The following is a 16,624-nucleotide window of genomic DNA, read 5'->3' as shown; positions in this document are numbered from 1 at the left end:
GGAGTCTACTAATCGAAATGGCGGGTGATTATCAAAAAAATAAGGAATGTGGCAATAATGCCGATTTAACCGTGTATTTTTAAATTGTGTAGTTAATCGAACTGAAAGCCTTGGTGGGTAAGGGTTTGGTGTATTTTTATCAGTTTTTGCACCAATGGCCTGATCGGTGATCTGACGCACTGATCGCGAAATTTTTTTGAGTTAAGGTGGGGTTTCCGGATTATTTATCTGAAACCACTGCACTCTATTTGTTTCGCATATGGATTATTTTCGCTTGAAAAATTATTAAATCAAGTGAATGTTGTGCAAAACCGATTCGGCGCGCCGGATTGTGGTTTGGATGACACGAAAGCCGAAAAGGACTCGGTCAGGCGACGCGATTTTTCGTGGCGGCGCGCGTGGCTGGATGCGAGGCGCGGAAAACCGCGCACGCGACTATCGCGTCGCGCGGCGGCGGGGAAAGTGGGCAGGGAGCAGGGAAGGGCGCGAGCGCGCCGTTCAGAAGTCGATCGAGTCGTCGGCGTCGTCCGTGGCGCCGGCCGCGAGCGCTTCGCGACGCGCCGCGCACGGCGCGGACGCCGACGCGTCGAGCGCCGGATTGCGGAGTTTCTCGAGCACGCGCTCGGGCACCGGGATCTGCATCCGCGCGGCGACGTCGCCGCACTGGAACATGATCAGCTCGCCCGGCTCGAACGACGTCCAGATTTCGTCATCGGTCAGCGGCTGGGTGGCGATCACCGCGACGCGATCTTCCGGCGTCGTGTATTTCGCGAAGTCGATCGACAGGTCTTCGTCGACGAGGTGCGCGGTCGAGAACGGCCAGCGGCGCACGAGGTAGTGCAGCCGCGTCGAGCAGTGCGCGAAGAGCGCCTGGCCGTTCGACATCAGGAAGTTGAACACGCCGTGATCGGTGATGCCGCGCGTCAGTTCGCCCACGCGCTCGAACAGCTCCGGCAGCGGCGGCTGCGCGCCGGGGAATGCTTCGCGCAGCCCCTGCATCAGCACGCAAAACGCCTTCTCGCTGTCGGTCGTGCCGACCGGGTGGTAGACGCTGCCGTCGAGGTCGGGTTCGTAGTCCTGCAAATCGCCGTTATGCGCGAAGATCCAGTGCCGCCCCCACAGCTCGCGCATGAACGGGTGGCTGTTCTCGAGCAGGATGTGGCCCTGCGTGGCCTTGCGGATGTGCGCGATCGTGTTCTTGGACTTGATCGGGTAGCGCTTCACCATTTCGGCGATCGGCGAGGTGGCCGACGCCTGCTGGTCGATGAACAGGCGGCAGGCCTTGTCCTCGAAGAACGCGATCCCCCAGCCGTCGGCATGGTGGTCGGTGAGCCCGCCCCGGGCCGCGAAACCTGTGAAGGAGAATGTGACGTCCGTCGGTGCGGCGCAGTTCATTCCTAGCAGTTGGCACATTTTACTTGGGGGCGGGAGGCTGAAGCGGGGTAACGAACCGGGTGAACCCCGGTACAATGCGGGTTCTAGCATATCACCGAGCCTGGAGCGGTAAAAAGCGGATTCCGCCGGCCGAAGGCCTCGTGTTGCGGTTTGCCGTCAGTCGGCCCGCGCACGCGCGTTCCGGCCCCGCAGATGGCCAGCCCGTTCCTCACGACGCCTCCTATGACTGCCTCGAACGCTTCCTCCCCGGCGACGCTCACGCTCGCCCGTCCCGACGACCTGCACCTGCACCTGCGCGACGGCGACATGCTGGCCGCGGTGCTGCCGCACACCGCCCGCCAGTTCGCGCGTGCGATCGTCATGCCGAACCTGAAGCCGCCCGTCACGACCACCGAGCACGCGCACGCGTATCGCGAGCGGATCCTGGCCGCGCTGCCGGCGGGCATGGCGTTCGAGCCGCTGATGACGCTGTACCTGACCGACAACACCGCGCCCGACGAAATCCGCCGCGCGCGCGACAGCGGCTTCGTGCACGGCGTGAAGCTGTATCCGGCCGGCGCGACGACGAACTCGGACCACGGCGTCAGCGATCTCGCGAAGTGCGCGAAGACGCTCGAAGTGATGCAGGAAACCGGCATGCCGCTGCTCGTGCACGGCGAGGTGACCGATCCGGCGATCGACATGTTCGATCGCGAGAAGGTGTTCATCGACCGAGTGATGACGCCGCTGCGCCGCGATTTCCCCGGCCTGAAGGTGGTGTTCGAACACATCACGACGAAGGACGCGGCCGACTACGTGCGCGACGCCGATGCGGCGCCGGGCCTGCTCGGCGCGACGATCACGCCGCAGCACATGCTGTACAGCCGCAACGCGCTGTTCGTCGGCGGGATTCGTCCGCATTACTACTGTCTGCCGGTGCTCAAGCGCGAGACGCATCGCGTCGCGCTCGTCGAAGCCGCGACGTCGGGCAACCCGCGCTTTTTCCTCGGCACCGACAGTGCGCCGCATGCGCGCGACGCGAAGGAAACCGCGTGTGGCTGCGCAGGCTGTTACACGGCGCTGCACGCGCTCGAGCTGTATGCGGAAGCGTTCGACCAGGCCGGCGCGCTCGACAAGCTGGAAAACTTCGCGAGCCGCTTCGGTGCCGATTTCTACGGGTTGCCGCACAGCACCGAGACGATCACGCTGCGTCGCGAGAACTGGGAACTGCCGCGCGAGGTGTTCGCGGGCGATACGCCGGTCGTGCCGTTGCGCGCCGGCGAAACGATCGGCTGGAAGTTTGCGTGAGCGGTGCGCCGCCGCGCGGGGCTGGCCTGAGGGCCGGCGTCGGAGCGGCGGATTTTGCGCGGATCGACGGTGAACGCGCGCCCCGTCATTTGACGCGCCGCGATTTTTCGCCGCTTCCGGGGCTCGGCGTGCCGGGCTGGTGCGACGCGAATGCCGCGGCCGCGTTCCACGACGATCCGGCCGTTTTTCGCAGCAGCGGCCGCTCGCGTGCTGCCGGCGGCGGCGCGCAGTGCTAGAATGCGCACCGCAAAGCAGGCCAGGCAGTCGCGGCCTCGCCGCCTTCGGGCAGGCGGGGGCGAGGAAAGTCCGGACTCCACAGGGCAGGGTGATGGCTAACGGCCATCCGTGGCGACACGCGGAACAGGGCAACAGAAAGCAAACCGCCGATGGCCCGGCGCAAGCCGGGATCAGGTAAGGGTGAAACGGTGCGGTAAGAGCGCACCGCGGCGACGGCGACGTTCGCCGGCACGGTAACCTCCACCCGGAGCAATTCCAAGTAGGCAGGCGCGCATTTTCGGATGCAGGACGGGGCCCCCGTCTCGTCTGCGGGTAGGAAGCTTGAGCGCGTCAGCAATGGCGCGCCTAGAGGAATGGCTGCCACGCGCAGTGCGCTTCGGCGCGCAGCGTGCACAAAATCCGGCTTATCGGCCTGCTTTGCCGCTCGAATACGAAAGGGCCGGCGCTCCGCGAGGAGCGCCGGCCCTTTTTCATGTCCGCGCGCCGGGCGTTCAGCCCGCGACGATGTCGAACGAATGCGTGAGTTCGGCCGTCTTCGCGATCATGATCGACGCGGAGCAGTACTTGTCGTGCGACAGGTTGATCGCGCGCTCGACCGTGGCCGGGTTCAGGTTGCGGCCCGTGACGGTGAAGTGGAAGTGGACCTTGGTGAACACCTTCGGATCTTCGCTCGCGCGCTCGGCCTTCAGCGTGACCGAGCAGCCGGTCACTTCCTGGCGGCTTTTCTTCAGGATCAGCACGACGTCGTACGCGGTGCAGCCGCCGGTGCCGACCAGCACCATTTCCATCGGGCGCGGCGCGAGGTTATGGCCGCCGCCTTCCGGTGCGCCGTCCATCGCGACGAGATGGCCGCTTCCGGTCTGGGCCGAAAACGCCATGCCGTCCTGACCCATCCAGCTTACTTTGCATTCCATGCTTGCACTCCAGCGTTGCCTGATTCGGATTCGATCCGGCATTGTAGCCCGCTGCGCAACGGTCGGCTGATGCGCTGCACGATGCGAAATGCCGCACCGATGGCGGCGGCGCGCGGCGGGGCACCGAACGGCGATTTCCCTGCAATCTTTAGGGGTTTTGCTCTAGATGGGACCGATTCCCGAGCGAGCGTGAGTTGCTCGGGCGATTGATTTTAAAGAAGAAAATGAATCGGATCGACGAATTTATGGAATTCCGCATTATGGTGTTCGATTTCGTAATGCAAATTTTCTTGTGAAGTCGGCCACGCATTCATATAATGAGCCTCATTGGTTGTCGCGCTGCGGCAACTTCCGCATGTCTCCTCCACCCTCCTCCAAAGGTGGATTAAGCCCGAACCAGCCGTTCGGGCTTTTTTTCGTCCCATGCAAACATCGGCGCGCAGTTTGCGCGCGCCGAAACCACGCTGCGAAGCGGTTACGCGGGTTGTCGTGTGGCCGGCTGCGACGCCGCGTCGGGCGCTGCGCGTCCGGGGCGGGCGGCCGGCGCGGGGGCGTGTGCGGCGGACGCATGGCCATGGCCGCGCGCACAGAAATGGCGCACGCGTTCGCGGACGGCGCGCAGGCGGGCGATGCGATCTTCGGCATGCGCGCCGCGGGCGTCGGCGATGCGCGCATCGAGTGCGTCGAGCTTGGCTTCGCAACCGGTGCGGGCGGCGACGGCGGGCGCCGCGGCGGCCAGCAACGCGGCCGCGAGAAAGGGCGTAAGTCGTTGTTTCATCATGTTTGTTTGTTGTTTTCCTGAGTCGACCGGTCTCGCGCGGCATGGTCCGGCGCCGCGCGTCGATGGGTGCCGCCGCCAGGCGCTCGGTTCGCCTGGCTTGTCGGGGCACGATCGAATTCTGGCCCATTTCGCACACGGTCGGCACGGGGCGTGGATTCTCTTTGACCGTGCTGCGGTATTTCCTTTATAATTCAGGGCTTTTCCGCATTCATGCCCACGGAAAAAGAACAGGGAGAGCCTGCACCGCGCCTCGAAGCGCACACAGACAAGCAGGACGAACACATCGGGCAAAGCATTTTTTTTGGATCGATCATGAAGACGTTTTCCGCAAAAGCCCATGAGGTGACGCGCGAATGGTACGTGATTGACGCGACGGATAAGGTTCTCGGCCGTGTTGCCAGCGAAGTGGCACGCCGTCTGCGCGGCAAGCACAAGCCTGAGTTCACTCCGCACGTCGACACTGGTGATTTCATCATCATCGTCAACGCGAGCAAGCTGAAAGTCACGGGCAACAAGACGCTGGACAAGAAGTACTACCGTCACTCGGGCTACCCGGGCGGTATCTATGAAACGACGTTCGGCAAGATGCAAGAACGCTTCCCGGGCCGTGCGCTCGAGAAGGCGGTCAAGGGCATGCTGCCGAAGGGCCCGCTCGGCTACGCGATGATCAAGAAGCTGAAGGTCTACGCAGAAGCGACGCATCCGCACTCGGCTCAACAGCCGAAGGCGCTCGAGATCTAAGGGGACCCACATGATCGGTAACTGGAACTACGGTACGGGCCGCCGCAAGAGCGCAGTCGCACGTGTCTTCATCAAGGCTGGCAAGGGCGATATCATCGTCAACGGCAAGCCTATCGCTGACTACTTCTCGCGCGAAACGTCGCTGATGATCGTGCGTCAACCGCTGGAACTCACGAACCACGGCCAGACGTTCGACATCAAGGTGAACGTCAACGGCGGCGGTGAAACGGGCCAGGCAGGCGCAGTGCGCCACGGCATCACCCGTGCACTGATCGACTACGATGCAACGCTGAAGCCGTCGCTGTCGAGCGCTGGTTTCGTCACGCGCGATGCGCGTGAAGTCGAGCGTAAGAAGGTTGGTCTGCGCAAGGCACGTCGCGCAAAGCAGTTCTCGAAGCGTTAATTTCGCTTCCTGGCCGCGCCGCTTTCGGGCGGCGTTCGCCGAAAAAACCGCCAGCTTTCGCACTGGCGGTTTTTTTATGTCCGCGCGGCGGCGCGCCACGGGCGGCACCGCGCATCGAGATCAACAAGAACCTATTGATTTCATGGACATCAGCACGATCTTCTGATCGGCCCTACAATAGCGGCTAAAGCTTTTTGGAGAGTTCGCATGAACGCTGTTACCGAATCCGCAGCAACGACCACCGATATGCCGCTGCCGTTCGTCTTCACCGACGCCGCGGCCGACAAGGTCAAGCAACTGATCGACGAAGAGGGCAACCCCGACCTGAAGCTGCGCGTGTTCGTGCAGGGCGGCGGCTGCTCGGGTTTCCAGTATGGCTTCACGTTTGACGAGGAAGTCAACGAGGACGACACCGTGATGAACAAGAACGGTGTCCAGCTCCTGATCGACTCGATGAGCTACCAGTACCTGGTCGGCGCCGAGATCGACTACAAGGACGACATCAACGGCGCGCAGTTCGTGATCAAGAACCCGAACGCAACGACCACCTGCGGGTGCGGCTCGTCGTTCTCGGTCTGAGCGCACGACGGATCCTGTCCGGTTTGCCGGAATGAAAAACGGGGCTTGATGCCCCGTTTTTTTTGCCCGTGCTTTTTGCCCATGCGCGGCGTGACCGCGCGGGGTGCGTTAGCGCGGATACAGCGCGCCGAGCACACGCTCGCCGGCGGCACCCGTCACGCTCGCGAGATTGCCGGGCTGGCGCGCGGTGAAGCGGTACCCGAGCCACGCGAACGCGAGCGCCTCGACCTGTTGCGGCGGCACGCCGAGCGCGGCCGTCGTGTCGACGGTCGCCGGTACGCCGGCTTTCTGCAGCGCATCCCTGAGCGCCGCGAGCAGCACCGGATTGCGGGCGCCGCCACCGCACACGAACACGGCCTTGCAGCCTGCCGCGTGCTGCGCGATCTCGCGTGCGACCGAGACGGCGGTGAGCGCCGTCAGCGTCGCCTGCACATCCTCCGGCGCCACCTGCGCAAAACCCGCAAGCTTCGCGTCCAGCCACGCGGGATTGAACAGGTCGCGGCCGGTGCTCTTCGGCGGCGGTGCGCTGAAGTACGGTTCGTCGAGCAGCGCGTCGAGCAGCGGCGCATGAACGGTGCCGCGCGCGGCGAACTTGCCGCCGTCGTCGTACGCCTTGCCGAGGTGACGGGTTGCCCACGCGTCGATCAGCGCATTGGCGGGCCCGCAGTCGAAACCGCGCACGTCGCCGCCTTCGCCGGGCAGGATCGTGATGTTGCTGATGCCGCCCAGATTGCAGACGACCCGCGTCTCGCCCGGCGCGCCGAACACCGTCGCATGGAATGCCGGGGCGAGCGGTGCGCCATGGCCGCCGGCGGCCACGTCGCGGCTGCGGAAATCGGCGATCACGTCGATCCGGGTGAGCTCGGCGAGCAGCGCCGGATTGTTGAGCTGGCGCGTGTAGCCGCGCTCCGGCCGGTGCCGCACCGTCTGGCCGTGCACGCCGATCGCGCGGATCTCGTCGCGCGACAGCCCGGCCGTGCGCTGCAGCTCGTGGCAGCACACCGCGTAGCGTGCGACGAGCGCGTTCGCCGCGACCGATTCGCGGTCGATCTCGTTGTCGTCAGGCTGCTGCAGCGCGAACAGCGCGTCGCGCAGCGATTGCGCGAAGCCGACGAACGCTTCCGCGAGCACGACCGGCGCGCGGCCGGCCTCGAAACGCACGGCGACGCCGTCGACGCCGTCCATGCTGGTTCCCGACATCAACCCGAAGTAGATGCCGTCGGCAGGATGGGCGGGTTGCGGATGTCGTTGCGGCACGTTGGGTTCTCCTGGATCGTGCGGCGCGGGCCGATGCCGCGCGCCTTGCGCCCGATTATCCGCGCAACCTGATGCGTCGTTAAGCGATGCGCGTGCAAGTTATGGGAAAATCCCTGTTTTTGCGACATTCTTCCTGGCACCGATGAGCACCGAACCCAGTTCCAAGCCTGTTTTCCCGATCACCGACGAAGTCCGGCATGCGCTCGCCGTCACGAAGCGCGGCGTCGACGAGCTGCTGATCGAGGAAGAGTTCGCGCAGAAGCTCGCGCGCAGCGCGGCCACCGGCACGCCGCTTCGTATCAAGCTCGGCCTCGATCCGACCGCGCCCGACATCCACATCGGCCATACGGTCGTGCTGAACAAGATGCGTCAGCTGCAGGATCTCGGCCACACGGTGATCTTCCTGATCGGCGATTTCACGTCGCTGATCGGCGATCCTTCCGGCCGCAACGCGACGCGCCCGCCGCTCACGCGCGAACAGATCGAATCGAACGCGAAGACCTATTTCGAACAGGCCGCGCTCGTGCTCGACCGTGAAAAGACCGAGATCCGCTACAACAGCGAATGGTCGATGCCGCTCGGCGCGGACGGGATGATCAAGCTCGCGTCGCGCTACACCGTTGCGCGGATTCTCGAGCGAGAGGACTTCACGAAGCGCTTCCAGGGTGGCGTGCCGATCTCGATCCACGAATTCCTGTACCCGCTGATGCAGGGCTACGACTCGGTCGCGCTGAACGCCGATCTCGAACTCGGCGGCACCGACCAGAAGTTCAACCTGCTCGTCGGTCGCGAACTGCAGAAGCAGTACGGCCAGGAACAGCAGTGCATCCTGACGATGCCGCTGCTCGAAGGCCTCGACGGCGTCGAGAAGATGTCGAAGTCGAAGGGCAACTACGTCGGCATCAGCGAGAAGCCGACCGACATGTTCGGCAAGCTGATGAGCATCTCGGACACGCTGATGTGGCGTTACTTCGAGCTGCTGTCGTTCCGCGGCCTGGACGAGATCGCCGGTTTCAAGCGCGACATCGAAGGCGGCCGCAACCCGCGCGACTTCAAGGTGCTGCTCGCGCAGGAAATCGTCGCGCGCTTCCACTCGCAGGCCGATGCCGAGCGTGCGCTGGAGGACTTCAACCACCGCGCGAAGGGCGGCGTGCCGGACGACATCCCGTCGGTCACGCTCGCCGGCGCGCCGCTCGCGATCGGCCAGTTGCTGAAGCAGGCGGGCCTCGTGCCGTCGACCAGCGAAGCGCTGCGCAACATCGAGCAGGGCGGCGTGAAGATCGACGGTGCGACCGTGTCCGACAAGGGCCTGAAGGTCGAGGCCGGCGAGTTCGTCGTCCAGGTCGGCAAGCGCCGCTTCGCACGCGTCACGCTGAGCGCATGATCGCGCTGATCCAGCGCGTGAAGCGCGCCGACGTGCGCGTCGGCGACCGCACGACGGGCGAGATCGGCGCGGGGCTGCTCGCGCTCGTCTGCGCGGAGCGCGGCGACACCGAGGCCGCGGCTGACAAGCTGCTCGCGAAGATGCTCGGCTACCGCGTGTTCAGCGACGCGGCCGGCAAGATGAACCTGCCGGTATCGAACCTCGACGGCGCGGGCGGTGCAGGCGGGCTGCTGCTCGTGTCGCAGTTCACGCTCGCGGCCGATACCAACAGCGGGCTGCGGCCGAGCTTCACGCCGGCTGCGCCGCCCGACGAAGGCGCGCGCCTGTTCGATTATTTCGTCGCGGCCGCGCGTGCGCGCCATCCGGTCGTCGAGACGGGCGAGTTCGGCGCCGACATGCAGGTGTCGCTGGTCAACGACGGCCCCGTGACATTCTGGCTGCAAGTGCGGCCCTGATTCTTCCCCGGAGACGTGCCGCGATGGCCACCACGCAGATTCTGTTCATTCGCCACGGCGAGACGGCCTGGAACCGCATCAAGCGCATCCAGGGCCATATCGACATCCCGCTGGCCGACACGGGGCTCGCCCAGGCGCAACGGCTTGCCGCCCGGCTCGCGCGGGAAGCGCGCGAAGGCCAGCGGCTCGATGCGGTTTATTCGAGCGACCTGATGCGTGCGCAGCAGACCGCGCAACCCTTTGCCGATGCGCTCGGGTTGCCGCTGTTGCTGCGCGAAGGGCTGCGCGAACGCGCATACGGCGTGTTCCAGGGCCACGACAGCACCGAGATCGAGACACGCTTTCCGGACGCCTACGCCGCGTGGCAGACCCGCGACCCGGGCTTCGCGCCCGACGGCGGCGAGTCGCAGCGCGAGTTCTATCACCGCGTGCTGCATGCGCTCGAACCGATCGTCGCCGCGCATCCGGGCGGCCGGATCGCGTGCGTCGCGCACGGCGGCGTGCTCGATTGCGTGTACCGATTTGCAAACGGTCTCGACCTGTCGGCGCCGCGCAGCTATCAACTGCTGAACACGAGCATCAACGTCGTCGATTACGTCGATGGCCGCGCGCAGGTCGTGCAGTGGGCCGACGTGTCGCATCTCGATGCCGAGAGCGACGACGACGGGTATCGCAAGGTACTCTGATCGCACGGACCCCGCCCGGCGCAGCCGGCCGGGGCCTCTTGCTCGCCGTGCTTACTGCGGCAGCGCGTGGCGCGTCTTGTAGTCGAGCGCATACGCGATCTTGCCGGGCTTGTCGGTCGTGATCGGCTGGCGCAGCTTGTCGAACTCCCCCTTGTTGTATTTCTTCCCGCCGTTGATCGCATCGGCGCGTCCGAGATCGGCGCCCGTCTTGCCATCGATCACCGGGTCCGTGGCCGCGACCATCAGCGTCGACGCGTTCCAGACCGCGTTCAGGTAGCCGCGGTCGGCCTTGGCCGGATCGGGATCGGTCGTGCCCGCGCGCGTCACGTCGTAGCTTGCGAGCGAGAACGTGCCCGGCTGCGCGCGCAGCCAGTCGGCCCAGTAGAACTCGAGATAATCGGTGGATTGCGCGGGCTTGCTGTAGCCGATGTCGCGCGTGAAATAGACGAGCGAGCGGTAGCGGTCGTTCGTCATCCCGAGCTTCAGGCCGAGGCCGCTCGGCAGTTGCGCGGCCGTGATCGACTTGCCTTCGCCGTCCTTCAGGCGCACGTAGCCGCGGCTTTGCATCTGCTGCCAGAACGCATCGCCCGAGTAGTCGCTCAGGTTGTCCTTCACGACGACGTGCACATGCAGCGCCGCACCGCCATCGGGCGTCTCGTAGTAGGTCGACAGGCCGTGATGGCCGTCGGTCAGGTACAACGTATCGCCGTTCGGGCCGATCACGACCGGGTTCAGCACCGAGCGGTCGCGCGCGTTCGCGTCGGTCGTCGTGCACGTGTAGCTCGCCGTGTCGCGCAACGTCGACTGTGCCGTGTAGCCGCTCGATGCGACGCCGCCGAGGCCTTCGTCCGCGCAGAAGTCGTCGAACTTCTTGTCCGGCTGCAGTTCGTAGCGGCCGAGCTTGTAGTAGATCTGGTCGTAGCCGATCGCACCTTGCGTCGGGTGCAGATCGCCGAGCGTCACGTCGACCAGGTCGCCGGTGCGCGCGGTTTTCCATTTGCCCGGCTGAGGCGTGACGGTGGCGGGCGGCGTGGTGTTGCCGTCGGACGGCGTTTGGCTGTCCGTGTGCGCGACGGCGGCAACGTCGTCGCCTCCGCATGCGGCGAGCGCGAGAAGGGTGGACAGGCTGGCGGCTAAGGCAAAGCGGATCGGCAGGCGTGACATCGCGGGCATCGGGAATCGGTCGGGTTGGCGAAACGCCGCGCGGACGATTGACGTGCTGGACGTGTGACCGTGCGCGGGTGCGAGCCCGTCAGCTTGTCATACGTATTTGACAGCAAATTGAAATAATGGAAAGAATCGTCAGCCGGGCGGGTTGCCGTCGGGCGGCGTGGCGCTCGCACGGCGCCGCGCCCGTTTCGACACGCCGTTGACGAGCGCCCAGCGCAGCACCGGCGCGACGGCCCGCACGCCGGGCCGCACCAGCACGCGCCGCAGCGGAGCGAACGTCGACAGGCCGAGCATCTGTTGCGCCCACGGCGGCAACAGGTCGATGCCGGCGTGCATCACCAGCGTCGCAGCCGGCCGCAGCGCCGGCTTCGCGACGGGGGCGTTCAGCAGGATGCGCATGACTTCGAAGGTGCGGGGACTCGCTTCGAGTTCGGGCTGCATGCGCTCGAGGTAGGCGGCGACTTCCGCGCGCGAGCGCGGCACGGCCAGCGCGCCGAGCTGATCGGCGATCTGCGCGGTTTCCGCGTAGTAGCGATCCTGAAGTTCGCCCGGCAGCGCCGGATTCACATAGCGCAGGTGCGCGGACAGGAAGCTCGACACCTCGGCGACGTGAACCCACGTGAGCAGCGCCGGGTCGTCGGCCCGGTACGTTCGGCCGTCGGGTGCCGTGCCGGACACGCGCAGATGAATCGCCTTCACGCGCTCGATCAGCGCGAGCGCATCCGCGCGGTTGCCGAACGTGGTGCCGGAGATGAATGTCGCGGTGCGCCGCAGCCTGCCGAGGATGTCGGTGCGAAACGACGAGTGATCCCAGACGCCCGCGAGCGCGAGCGGGTGGAGCGCCTGCAGCAGCAGCGCGGAGACGCCGCCCGTCATCATCGACGCGAAATCCGCATGCACGCGCCAGCAGACGGCATCGGGGCCGAACAGCCCCGGGTCGCCCGGCGGCGACGAATAATCGAGCGACGGGCCGCTGCCGGTGGTCAGATGCGTGATGCCGGCCGCGACCCGCTTGCGGATCGGTTCGACGCAGCGCGGGCCCGGAGCGGGCGCGGCGGGGTGAGGGCTGGGCGGCGTGGTCATGGCTGAGCGATGGGGCGGCCGGTTACTTGCCGGCGGGCGTGTCCCACGTCCCGCGTTCGCTGTTGCCGGCGTCGGGCGCGGAAAGCCCGAAGTGGCGGTAGGTGAGCAGCGTCGCGACGCGTCCGCGCGGCGTGCGCTGCAGGAACCCCTGCTGGATCAGGTACGGTTCGAGCACGTCTTCGATCGTGTCGCGCTCTTCGCCGATCGCCGCCGCGAGGTTGTCGATGCCGACCGGGCCGCCGTCGAACTTGTGCAGGATCGCCTCGAGCAGCTTGCGGTCCATCAGGTCGAAGCCGACCGGATCGACGTCGAGCATCGCGAGCGCGGCGTCGGCGACGGCGGCCGTGATCTGGCCGTCGGCCTTCACTTCCGCATAGTCGCGCACGCGGCGCAGCAGCCGGTTCGCGATCCGCGGCGTGCCGCGCGAGCGCTTGGCGATCTCCAGCGCGCCGTTCGGATCGATCTGCGCGTTCAGCAGCGACGCCGAGCGCCGTACGATGCGCGACAGTTGCTCGGCATTGTAGAACTCGAGGCGCGCGACGATCCCGAAACGGTCGCGCAGCGGGTTGGTCAGCATCCCCGCGCGCGTGGTCGCGCCGACCAGCGTGAACGGCTGCAGGTCGAGCTTCACGCTGCGCGCGGCCGGCCCTTCGCCGATCATGATGTCGATCTGGTAATCCTCGAGCGCCGGGTACAGGATTTCCTCGACGACCGGCGACAGCCGGTGGATTTCGTCGATGAACAGCACGTCGTTCGCTTCGAGGTTGGTCAGCAGCGCGGCGAGGTCGCCCGCGCGCTCGAGCACAGGGCCCGACGTCTGGCGCAGGTTCACGCCCATCTCGCGCGCGATGATGTGCGCGAGCGTGGTCTTGCCGAGGCCCGGCGGCCCGAACAGCAGCACGTGATCGAGCGGCTCGGAACGGCGCTTCGCGGCTTCGATGAAGATCTCGAGCTGGCCGCGCACCTTTTCCTGGCCGACGTAGTCGTCGAGCTGGCGCGGCCGCAGCGCGCGTTCGAACACCTCCTCGTGCGACGAGGCGGGCGTGGCGGCGATGATCCGCTCGGTGGCGAGTTTGTCGGTTTCAATCATGCGGCCATTGTACCGCGCGCCGTCACCCGGCCGAACTGGCCGAACGGCCGACTGGCGCGCGCCGCACGGCGGCGCGACACTGGTTCCGACAGCCCGTTCGGGCGCGTGCCCGGGCCGCCGTTACACCTTCGACAACGCCTTGAGCGCGAGCTTGATGCCTTCGGACACGCCGGTGCCGGCCGGCACGTTCTTGATCGCGGCGAGGCCTTCCTTTTCGGAGTAGCCGAGCGCGAGCAGCGCGTTGAGGATGTCGGTCGCGTGGTCGGACGGCGACGCGGCGCCGGCGAGCGCACCGAGGTCCGCGCCGAGCTTGCCCTTCAGCTCGAGCAGCAGGCGCTCGGCGGTCTTCTTGCCGATGCCGGGCAGGCGCGTGAGGCGTGCGGCGTCCTGCATCGTCACGGCTTGCGCGAGCTCCTGCACGCTCATGCCGGACAGCACGGCGAGCGCCATGCGCGCGCCGATGCCGGTGATCTTCAGCAGTTCGCGGAAGGTCGTGCGCTCCTGCTGCGTGAGGAAGCCGTACAGCAGGTGCGCGTCCTCGCGCACGATCTGCTGCGTGAGCAGCACGACGCGCTCGCCCGTTTGCGGCAGGTTGTAGAAGGTGCTCATCGGCACGTCGATTTCGTAGCCGACGCCGTTGCAGTCGACGAGCAGGTGAGGCGGATTCTTTTCGAGCAGGATGCCGGCGATGCGACCGATCATGGATGGCGGGATGCGAGGAAGAAAGCGCGAGTGTAGCGCAGGTGCGGCGCGATGCCGATGGATTGACCGTCAGGCCGCCGTGCCGTGTGACAGATGCGCGGGATGCGGGCCGACAGCGGGCAGGGCGAGCCGGGCGGGTGCCCGTGCGACGCGCGGCACCGCGGGTCGCATGGGGCGATTGCGTGTCGCGGCGTCAGCCGACGAGCCGGCCGCGCCGCACGCGCAGCCCTTTCTTCGCGAGCGCCGGCGCGAGGCCGCTGATCGTGCCGAGCGTATTGCCGCTGTGCGCGTGGCAGATCGCCATGCCGAGCGCGTCGGCCGCATCGCTGCCGGGCTGGCCGGACAGGTTGAGCAGCCGCGTGACCATCTCCTGCATCTGCGACTTGGTCGCGCGGCCGTAGCCGACGACGGCCTGCTTCAACTGCAGCGCCGTGTATTCCGCAACCGGCAGGCCGCCGGCGACGAGCCCGCAGATCGCGGCGCCGCGCGCCTGGCCGAGCAGCAGCGTCGACTGCGGGTTCACGTTGACGAACACCTGTTCGATCGCCGCCTGGTCGGGCGCGTGTTCGCGCACGAGCGTCGATACGCCCTGGAAGATCGTGCCGAGCCGGGTGGCCAGGTCGGCCGTCGGTGTGCGGATCACGCCGCTGGCGACATAGGCGAGCCGGTGGCCGCTGACGTCGATGACGCCGAAGCCGGTGACGCGCAGGCCGGGGTCGATGCCGAGAATTCGCATGAGTGAGGACAAAAACCTGATGCAGCGATACTACAACGAATGGTGCGGCGCACCGGCCGCAAGGCCGCGTGCGCGGGCGCCGCGCAATAAAAAACCCGGCGGGTGCGATGCCGCCGGGTTGTCGTGCCGAGGCCGCGCGGGCCGCGTGCGATCAGTGACGGAAGTGACGCACGCCCGTCAGGACCATCGCGATGCCGTGCTCGTCGGCCGCCGCGATCACTTCGTCGTCGCGCATCGAGCCGCCCGGCTGGATCACGCAGGTCGCGCCTGCCGCCACGACGACGTCGAGGCCGTCACGGAACGGGAAGAACGCATCCGACGCGACGGCCGAACCCGTCAGTGTGAGGCCCGCGTTCTGCGCCTTGATGCTCGCGATGCGTGCGGAATCGACGCGGCTCATCTGGCCGGCACCGACGCCGAGCGTCATGCCGTTACCGCAGAACACGATCGCGTTCGACTTCACGTACTTCGCGACGCGCCATGCGAACAGCAGGTCGTCCATTTCCTTCGCGCTCGGCTGGCGCTTCGTGACGACGCGCAGCTCGCTCGGCTGCACGTTGCGCGAATCGAGCGATTGCACGAGCAGGCCGCCACCGACGCGCTTCAGGTCGAATGCGTTATGGCCGTCGCCGAGTGCGATCTCGAGCAGGCGCACGTTCTGCTTCGCGGCGAACACCTGCTTTGCGGCATCCGAGAACGACGGTGCGATCAGCACTTCGACGAACTGCTTCGCCACCGCCTGCGCAGCTGCTTCGTCGACTTCGCGGTTGAACGCGATGATGCCGCCGAACGCCGACGTCGGGTCGGTCTGGAACGCCTTCGCGTACGCATCGGCCGAGTCGTTGCCGACCGCGACGCCGCACGGGTTCGCATGCTTGATGATCACGCAGGCCGGCGCGTCGAACGTCTTCACGCATTCCCACGCCGCGTCCGAATCGGCGATGTTGTTGTACGACAGTTCCTTGCCCTGCAGCTGGCGGTAGTTCGCCAGCGCGCCGGCCGGCGTCGCGAGGTCGCGGTAGAACGCGGCGCTCTGGTGCGGGTTTTCGCCGTAGCGCAGGTCCTGCACCTTGTCGAACGCCATGTTCAGCGTGGCCGGGTAGGCGCTGCGCGACGCGTGCTGCAGTTCGTCGGTCAGGCTCGTCAGGTAGTTCGTGATCGCGCCGTCGTATTGCGCTGTGTGCGCAAACACCTTCGTCGCGAGACGGAAGTTGGTCGCGTAGCCGATCGCGTTGCCGTTCGCCTTCATCTCGTCGAGCACGACTGCGTAGTCGGCCGGGTCGACGACGACCGTCACGTCGCGGTGGTTCTTCGCGGCCGAGCGCAGCATCGTCGGGCCGCCGATGTCGATGTTTTCGATCGCGTCGGCGAGCGTGCAGTCATCCTTCGCGATCGTCGCGACGAACGGATACAGGTTCACGACCAGCAGGTCGATCGTCGGGATGCCGTGCTGCTCCAGTGCCTGCATGTGCTCGGGCAGGTCGCGGCGAGCCAGGATGCCGCCGTGCACCTTCGGGTGCAGCGTCTTCACGCGCCCATCGAGCATTTCCGGGAAGCCCGTGTAGTCAGCCACTTCGGTCACGGGCAGACCTGCGTCGGCGAGGAGTTTCGCGGTGCCGCCCGTCGACAGCAGCTTGACGCCGAGGTCGGACAGCGACTTCGCGAAGTCGACGATGCCGGTCTTGTCGGAAACGGAAATGAGCGCTTGCTTGATCATGATGGAA

17 protein-coding genes, 1 other RNA gene and 1 pseudogene are annotated in these 16,624 nt (G+C 66.4%); 9 read left to right on the top strand and 10 right to left on the bottom strand.

Annotation, left to right across the window (positions count from 1 at the left end; all coding sequences use genetic code 11):
• Positions 1 to 498 precede the first annotated feature (498 nt).
• Positions 499 to 1,413 (bottom strand): class II glutamine amidotransferase, encoded by a 915-nt coding sequence (locus BX604_RS04455; RefSeq protein WP_179894782.1) that lies wholly within the window; start codon positions 1,411 to 1,413, stop codon positions 499 to 501.
• 204 nt (positions 1,414 to 1,617) lie between these two features.
• Between BX604_RS04455 and pyrC the strand changes: the two genes are divergently transcribed.
• The 3 genes and pseudogenes from pyrC to rnpB all read left to right on the top strand — a co-directional run bounded on the left by pyrC (position 1,618) and on the right by rnpB (position 3,342).
• Positions 1,618 to 2,682 (top strand): dihydroorotase, encoded by a 1,065-nt coding sequence (gene pyrC / locus BX604_RS04450; RefSeq protein WP_098549749.1) that lies wholly within the window; start codon positions 1,618 to 1,620, stop codon positions 2,680 to 2,682.
• A gap of 77 nt (positions 2,683 to 2,759) precedes the next feature.
• Positions 2,760 to 2,918: pseudogene (locus tag BX604_RS04445) on the top strand (DUF3025 domain-containing protein); the annotation flags it as partial.
• Positions 2,919 to 2,930: 12 nt separating this feature from the next.
• Positions 2,931 to 3,342, top strand: an RNA gene (gene rnpB / locus BX604_RS04440) — RNase P RNA component class A.
• A gap of 68 nt (positions 3,343 to 3,410) precedes the next feature.
• On the opposite strand, the gene BX604_RS04435 is transcribed toward rnpB, so the two are convergent.
• Entirely contained in the window at positions 3,411 to 3,875 is a 465-nt protein-coding gene (locus tag BX604_RS04435) for an OsmC family protein (RefSeq protein ID WP_098549748.1), read from the bottom strand.
• Between the two features lie 433 nt (positions 3,876 to 4,308).
• Entirely contained in the window at positions 4,309 to 4,614 is a 306-nt protein-coding gene (locus BX604_RS39440; RefSeq protein WP_098549747.1) for a DUF1090 family protein, read from the bottom strand.
• A 312-nt stretch (positions 4,615 to 4,926) separates the two neighbouring features.
• On the opposite strand from BX604_RS39440, the gene rplM reads away from it, so the two are divergent.
• From rplM to erpA, 3 genes are all read left to right on the top strand, one after another.
• Positions 4,927 to 5,355, top strand: coding sequence for a 50S ribosomal protein L13 (gene rplM, locus BX604_RS04425; protein ID WP_041490553.1), 429 nt, complete (start codon positions 4,927 to 4,929; stop codon positions 5,353 to 5,355).
• A gap of 10 nt (positions 5,356 to 5,365) precedes the next feature.
• Entirely contained in the window at positions 5,366 to 5,758 is a 393-nt protein-coding gene (rpsI, locus tag BX604_RS04420; protein ID WP_006476904.1) for a 30S ribosomal protein S9, read from the top strand.
• A 207-nt stretch (positions 5,759 to 5,965) separates the two neighbouring features.
• Complete coding sequence (erpA, locus tag BX604_RS04415; RefSeq protein WP_096506368.1) at positions 5,966 to 6,337, top strand: iron-sulfur cluster insertion protein ErpA; 372 nt, start codon at positions 5,966 to 5,968, stop codon at positions 6,335 to 6,337.
• Between the two features lie 108 nt (positions 6,338 to 6,445).
• Here erpA and BX604_RS04410 read toward each other — a convergent pair whose 3' ends face one another.
• On the bottom strand, positions 6,446 to 7,594 hold the full coding sequence (locus BX604_RS04410) for an anhydro-N-acetylmuramic acid kinase (RefSeq protein ID WP_098549746.1): 1,149 nt from the start codon (positions 7,592 to 7,594) through the stop codon (positions 6,446 to 6,448).
• Positions 7,595 to 7,736: 142 nt separating this feature from the next.
• Between BX604_RS04410 and tyrS the strand changes: the two genes are divergently transcribed.
• Genes tyrS through BX604_RS04395 form a run of 3 tightly spaced genes read left to right on the top strand, consistent with a single transcriptional unit; the run spans position 7,737 to position 10,119 of the window.
• On the top strand, positions 7,737 to 8,978 hold the full coding sequence (gene tyrS / locus BX604_RS04405; RefSeq protein ID WP_098549745.1) for a tyrosine--tRNA ligase: 1,242 nt from the start codon (positions 7,737 to 7,739) through the stop codon (positions 8,976 to 8,978).
• Positions 8,975 to 9,433: a D-aminoacyl-tRNA deacylase gene (dtd, locus tag BX604_RS04400; protein ID WP_098549744.1), complete on the top strand. Its 459-nt coding sequence runs from the start codon at positions 8,975 to 8,977 to the stop codon at positions 9,431 to 9,433. Before tyrS ends, dtd begins: the two co-directional genes overlap by 4 nt.
• Positions 9,434 to 9,456: 23 nt before the next feature.
• On the top strand, positions 9,457 to 10,119 hold the full coding sequence (locus BX604_RS04395; protein WP_098549743.1) for a histidine phosphatase family protein: 663 nt from the start codon (positions 9,457 to 9,459) through the stop codon (positions 10,117 to 10,119).
• Between the two features lie 51 nt (positions 10,120 to 10,170).
• Here BX604_RS04395 and BX604_RS04390 read toward each other — a convergent pair whose 3' ends face one another.
• The 6 genes from BX604_RS04390 to purH all read right to left on the bottom strand — a co-directional run bounded on the left by BX604_RS04390 (position 10,171) and on the right by purH (position 16,617).
• Entirely contained in the window at positions 10,171 to 11,283 is a 1,113-nt protein-coding gene (locus tag BX604_RS04390; protein ID WP_179894781.1) for a ParB/Srx family N-terminal domain-containing protein, read from the bottom strand.
• Between the two features lie 138 nt (positions 11,284 to 11,421).
• Entirely contained in the window at positions 11,422 to 12,372 is a 951-nt protein-coding gene (locus BX604_RS04385) for an oxygenase MpaB family protein (protein ID WP_098549741.1), read from the bottom strand.
• Positions 12,373 to 12,394: 22 nt separating this feature from the next.
• Complete coding sequence (gene ruvB, locus BX604_RS04380) at positions 12,395 to 13,462, bottom strand: Holliday junction branch migration DNA helicase RuvB (protein ID WP_098549740.1); 1,068 nt, start codon at positions 13,460 to 13,462, stop codon at positions 12,395 to 12,397.
• 120 nt (positions 13,463 to 13,582) lie between these two features.
• Positions 13,583 to 14,164: a Holliday junction branch migration protein RuvA gene (ruvA, locus tag BX604_RS04375; RefSeq protein WP_098549739.1), complete on the bottom strand. Its 582-nt coding sequence runs from the start codon at positions 14,162 to 14,164 to the stop codon at positions 13,583 to 13,585.
• Between the two features lie 193 nt (positions 14,165 to 14,357).
• A complete protein-coding gene (ruvC, locus tag BX604_RS04370; RefSeq protein ID WP_096506379.1) occupies positions 14,358 to 14,900 on the bottom strand; it encodes a crossover junction endodeoxyribonuclease RuvC in 543 nt (180 codons plus the stop codon).
• Between the two features lie 151 nt (positions 14,901 to 15,051).
• The gene (gene purH, locus BX604_RS04365) at positions 15,052 to 16,617 is read right to left on the bottom strand and encodes a bifunctional phosphoribosylaminoimidazolecarboxamide formyltransferase/IMP cyclohydrolase (RefSeq protein ID WP_098549738.1); all 1,566 of its coding nucleotides are present in this window, start codon (positions 16,615 to 16,617) and stop codon (positions 15,052 to 15,054) included.
• Positions 16,618 to 16,624: the final 7 nt, after the last annotated feature.

Source organism: Burkholderia sp. JKS000303 (assembly GCF_002563755.1).
GTDB lineage: Bacteria > Pseudomonadota > Gammaproteobacteria > Burkholderiales > Burkholderiaceae > Burkholderia > Burkholderia anthina_B.
The sequence above is the reverse complement of the archived record's forward strand: the minus strand, read 5'-3'. Positions and strand labels throughout refer to the sequence as shown.

Bases quoted from the DNA above. Each gene is read 5' to 3' on its own strand.
- BX604_RS39440 (WP_098549747.1), bottom strand. From the start codon at position 4,614: ATGATGAAACAACGACTTACGCCCTTTCTCGCGGCCGCGTTGCTGGCC.
- ruvC (WP_096506379.1), bottom strand. From the start codon at position 14,900: ATGCGAATTCTCGGCATCGACCCCGGCCTGCGCGTCACCGGCTTCGGC.
- BX604_RS04435 (WP_098549748.1), bottom strand. From the start codon at position 3,875: ATGCCGGATCGAATCCGAATCAGGCAACGCTGGAGTGCAAGCATGGAA.
- BX604_RS04395 (WP_098549743.1), top strand. From the start codon at position 9,457: ATGGCCACCACGCAGATTCTGTTCATTCGCCACGGCGAGACGGCCTGG.
- dtd (WP_098549744.1), top strand. From the start codon at position 8,975: ATGATCGCGCTGATCCAGCGCGTGAAGCGCGCCGACGTGCGCGTCGGC.
- ruvA (WP_098549739.1), bottom strand. From the start codon at position 14,164: ATGATCGGTCGCATCGCCGGCATCCTGCTCGAAAAGAATCCGCCTCAC.
- purH (WP_098549738.1), bottom strand. From the start codon at position 16,617: ATGATCAAGCAAGCGCTCATTTCCGTTTCCGACAAGACCGGCATCGTC.
- pyrC (WP_098549749.1), top strand. From the start codon at position 1,618: ATGACTGCCTCGAACGCTTCCTCCCCGGCGACGCTCACGCTCGCCCGT.
- BX604_RS04390 (WP_179894781.1), bottom strand. From the start codon at position 11,283: ATGTCACGCCTGCCGATCCGCTTTGCCTTAGCCGCCAGCCTGTCCACC.
- BX604_RS04455 (WP_179894782.1), bottom strand. From the start codon at position 1,413: ATGTGCCAACTGCTAGGAATGAACTGCGCCGCACCGACGGACGTCACA.
- rplM (WP_041490553.1), top strand. From the start codon at position 4,927: ATGAAGACGTTTTCCGCAAAAGCCCATGAGGTGACGCGCGAATGGTAC.
- BX604_RS04385 (WP_098549741.1), bottom strand. From the start codon at position 12,372: ATGACCACGCCGCCCAGCCCTCACCCCGCCGCGCCCGCTCCGGGCCCG.
- ruvB (WP_098549740.1), bottom strand. From the start codon at position 13,462: ATGATTGAAACCGACAAACTCGCCACCGAGCGGATCATCGCCGCCACG.
- tyrS (WP_098549745.1), top strand. From the start codon at position 7,737: ATGAGCACCGAACCCAGTTCCAAGCCTGTTTTCCCGATCACCGACGAA.
- rpsI (WP_006476904.1), top strand. From the start codon at position 5,366: ATGATCGGTAACTGGAACTACGGTACGGGCCGCCGCAAGAGCGCAGTC.
- erpA (WP_096506368.1), top strand. From the start codon at position 5,966: ATGAACGCTGTTACCGAATCCGCAGCAACGACCACCGATATGCCGCTG.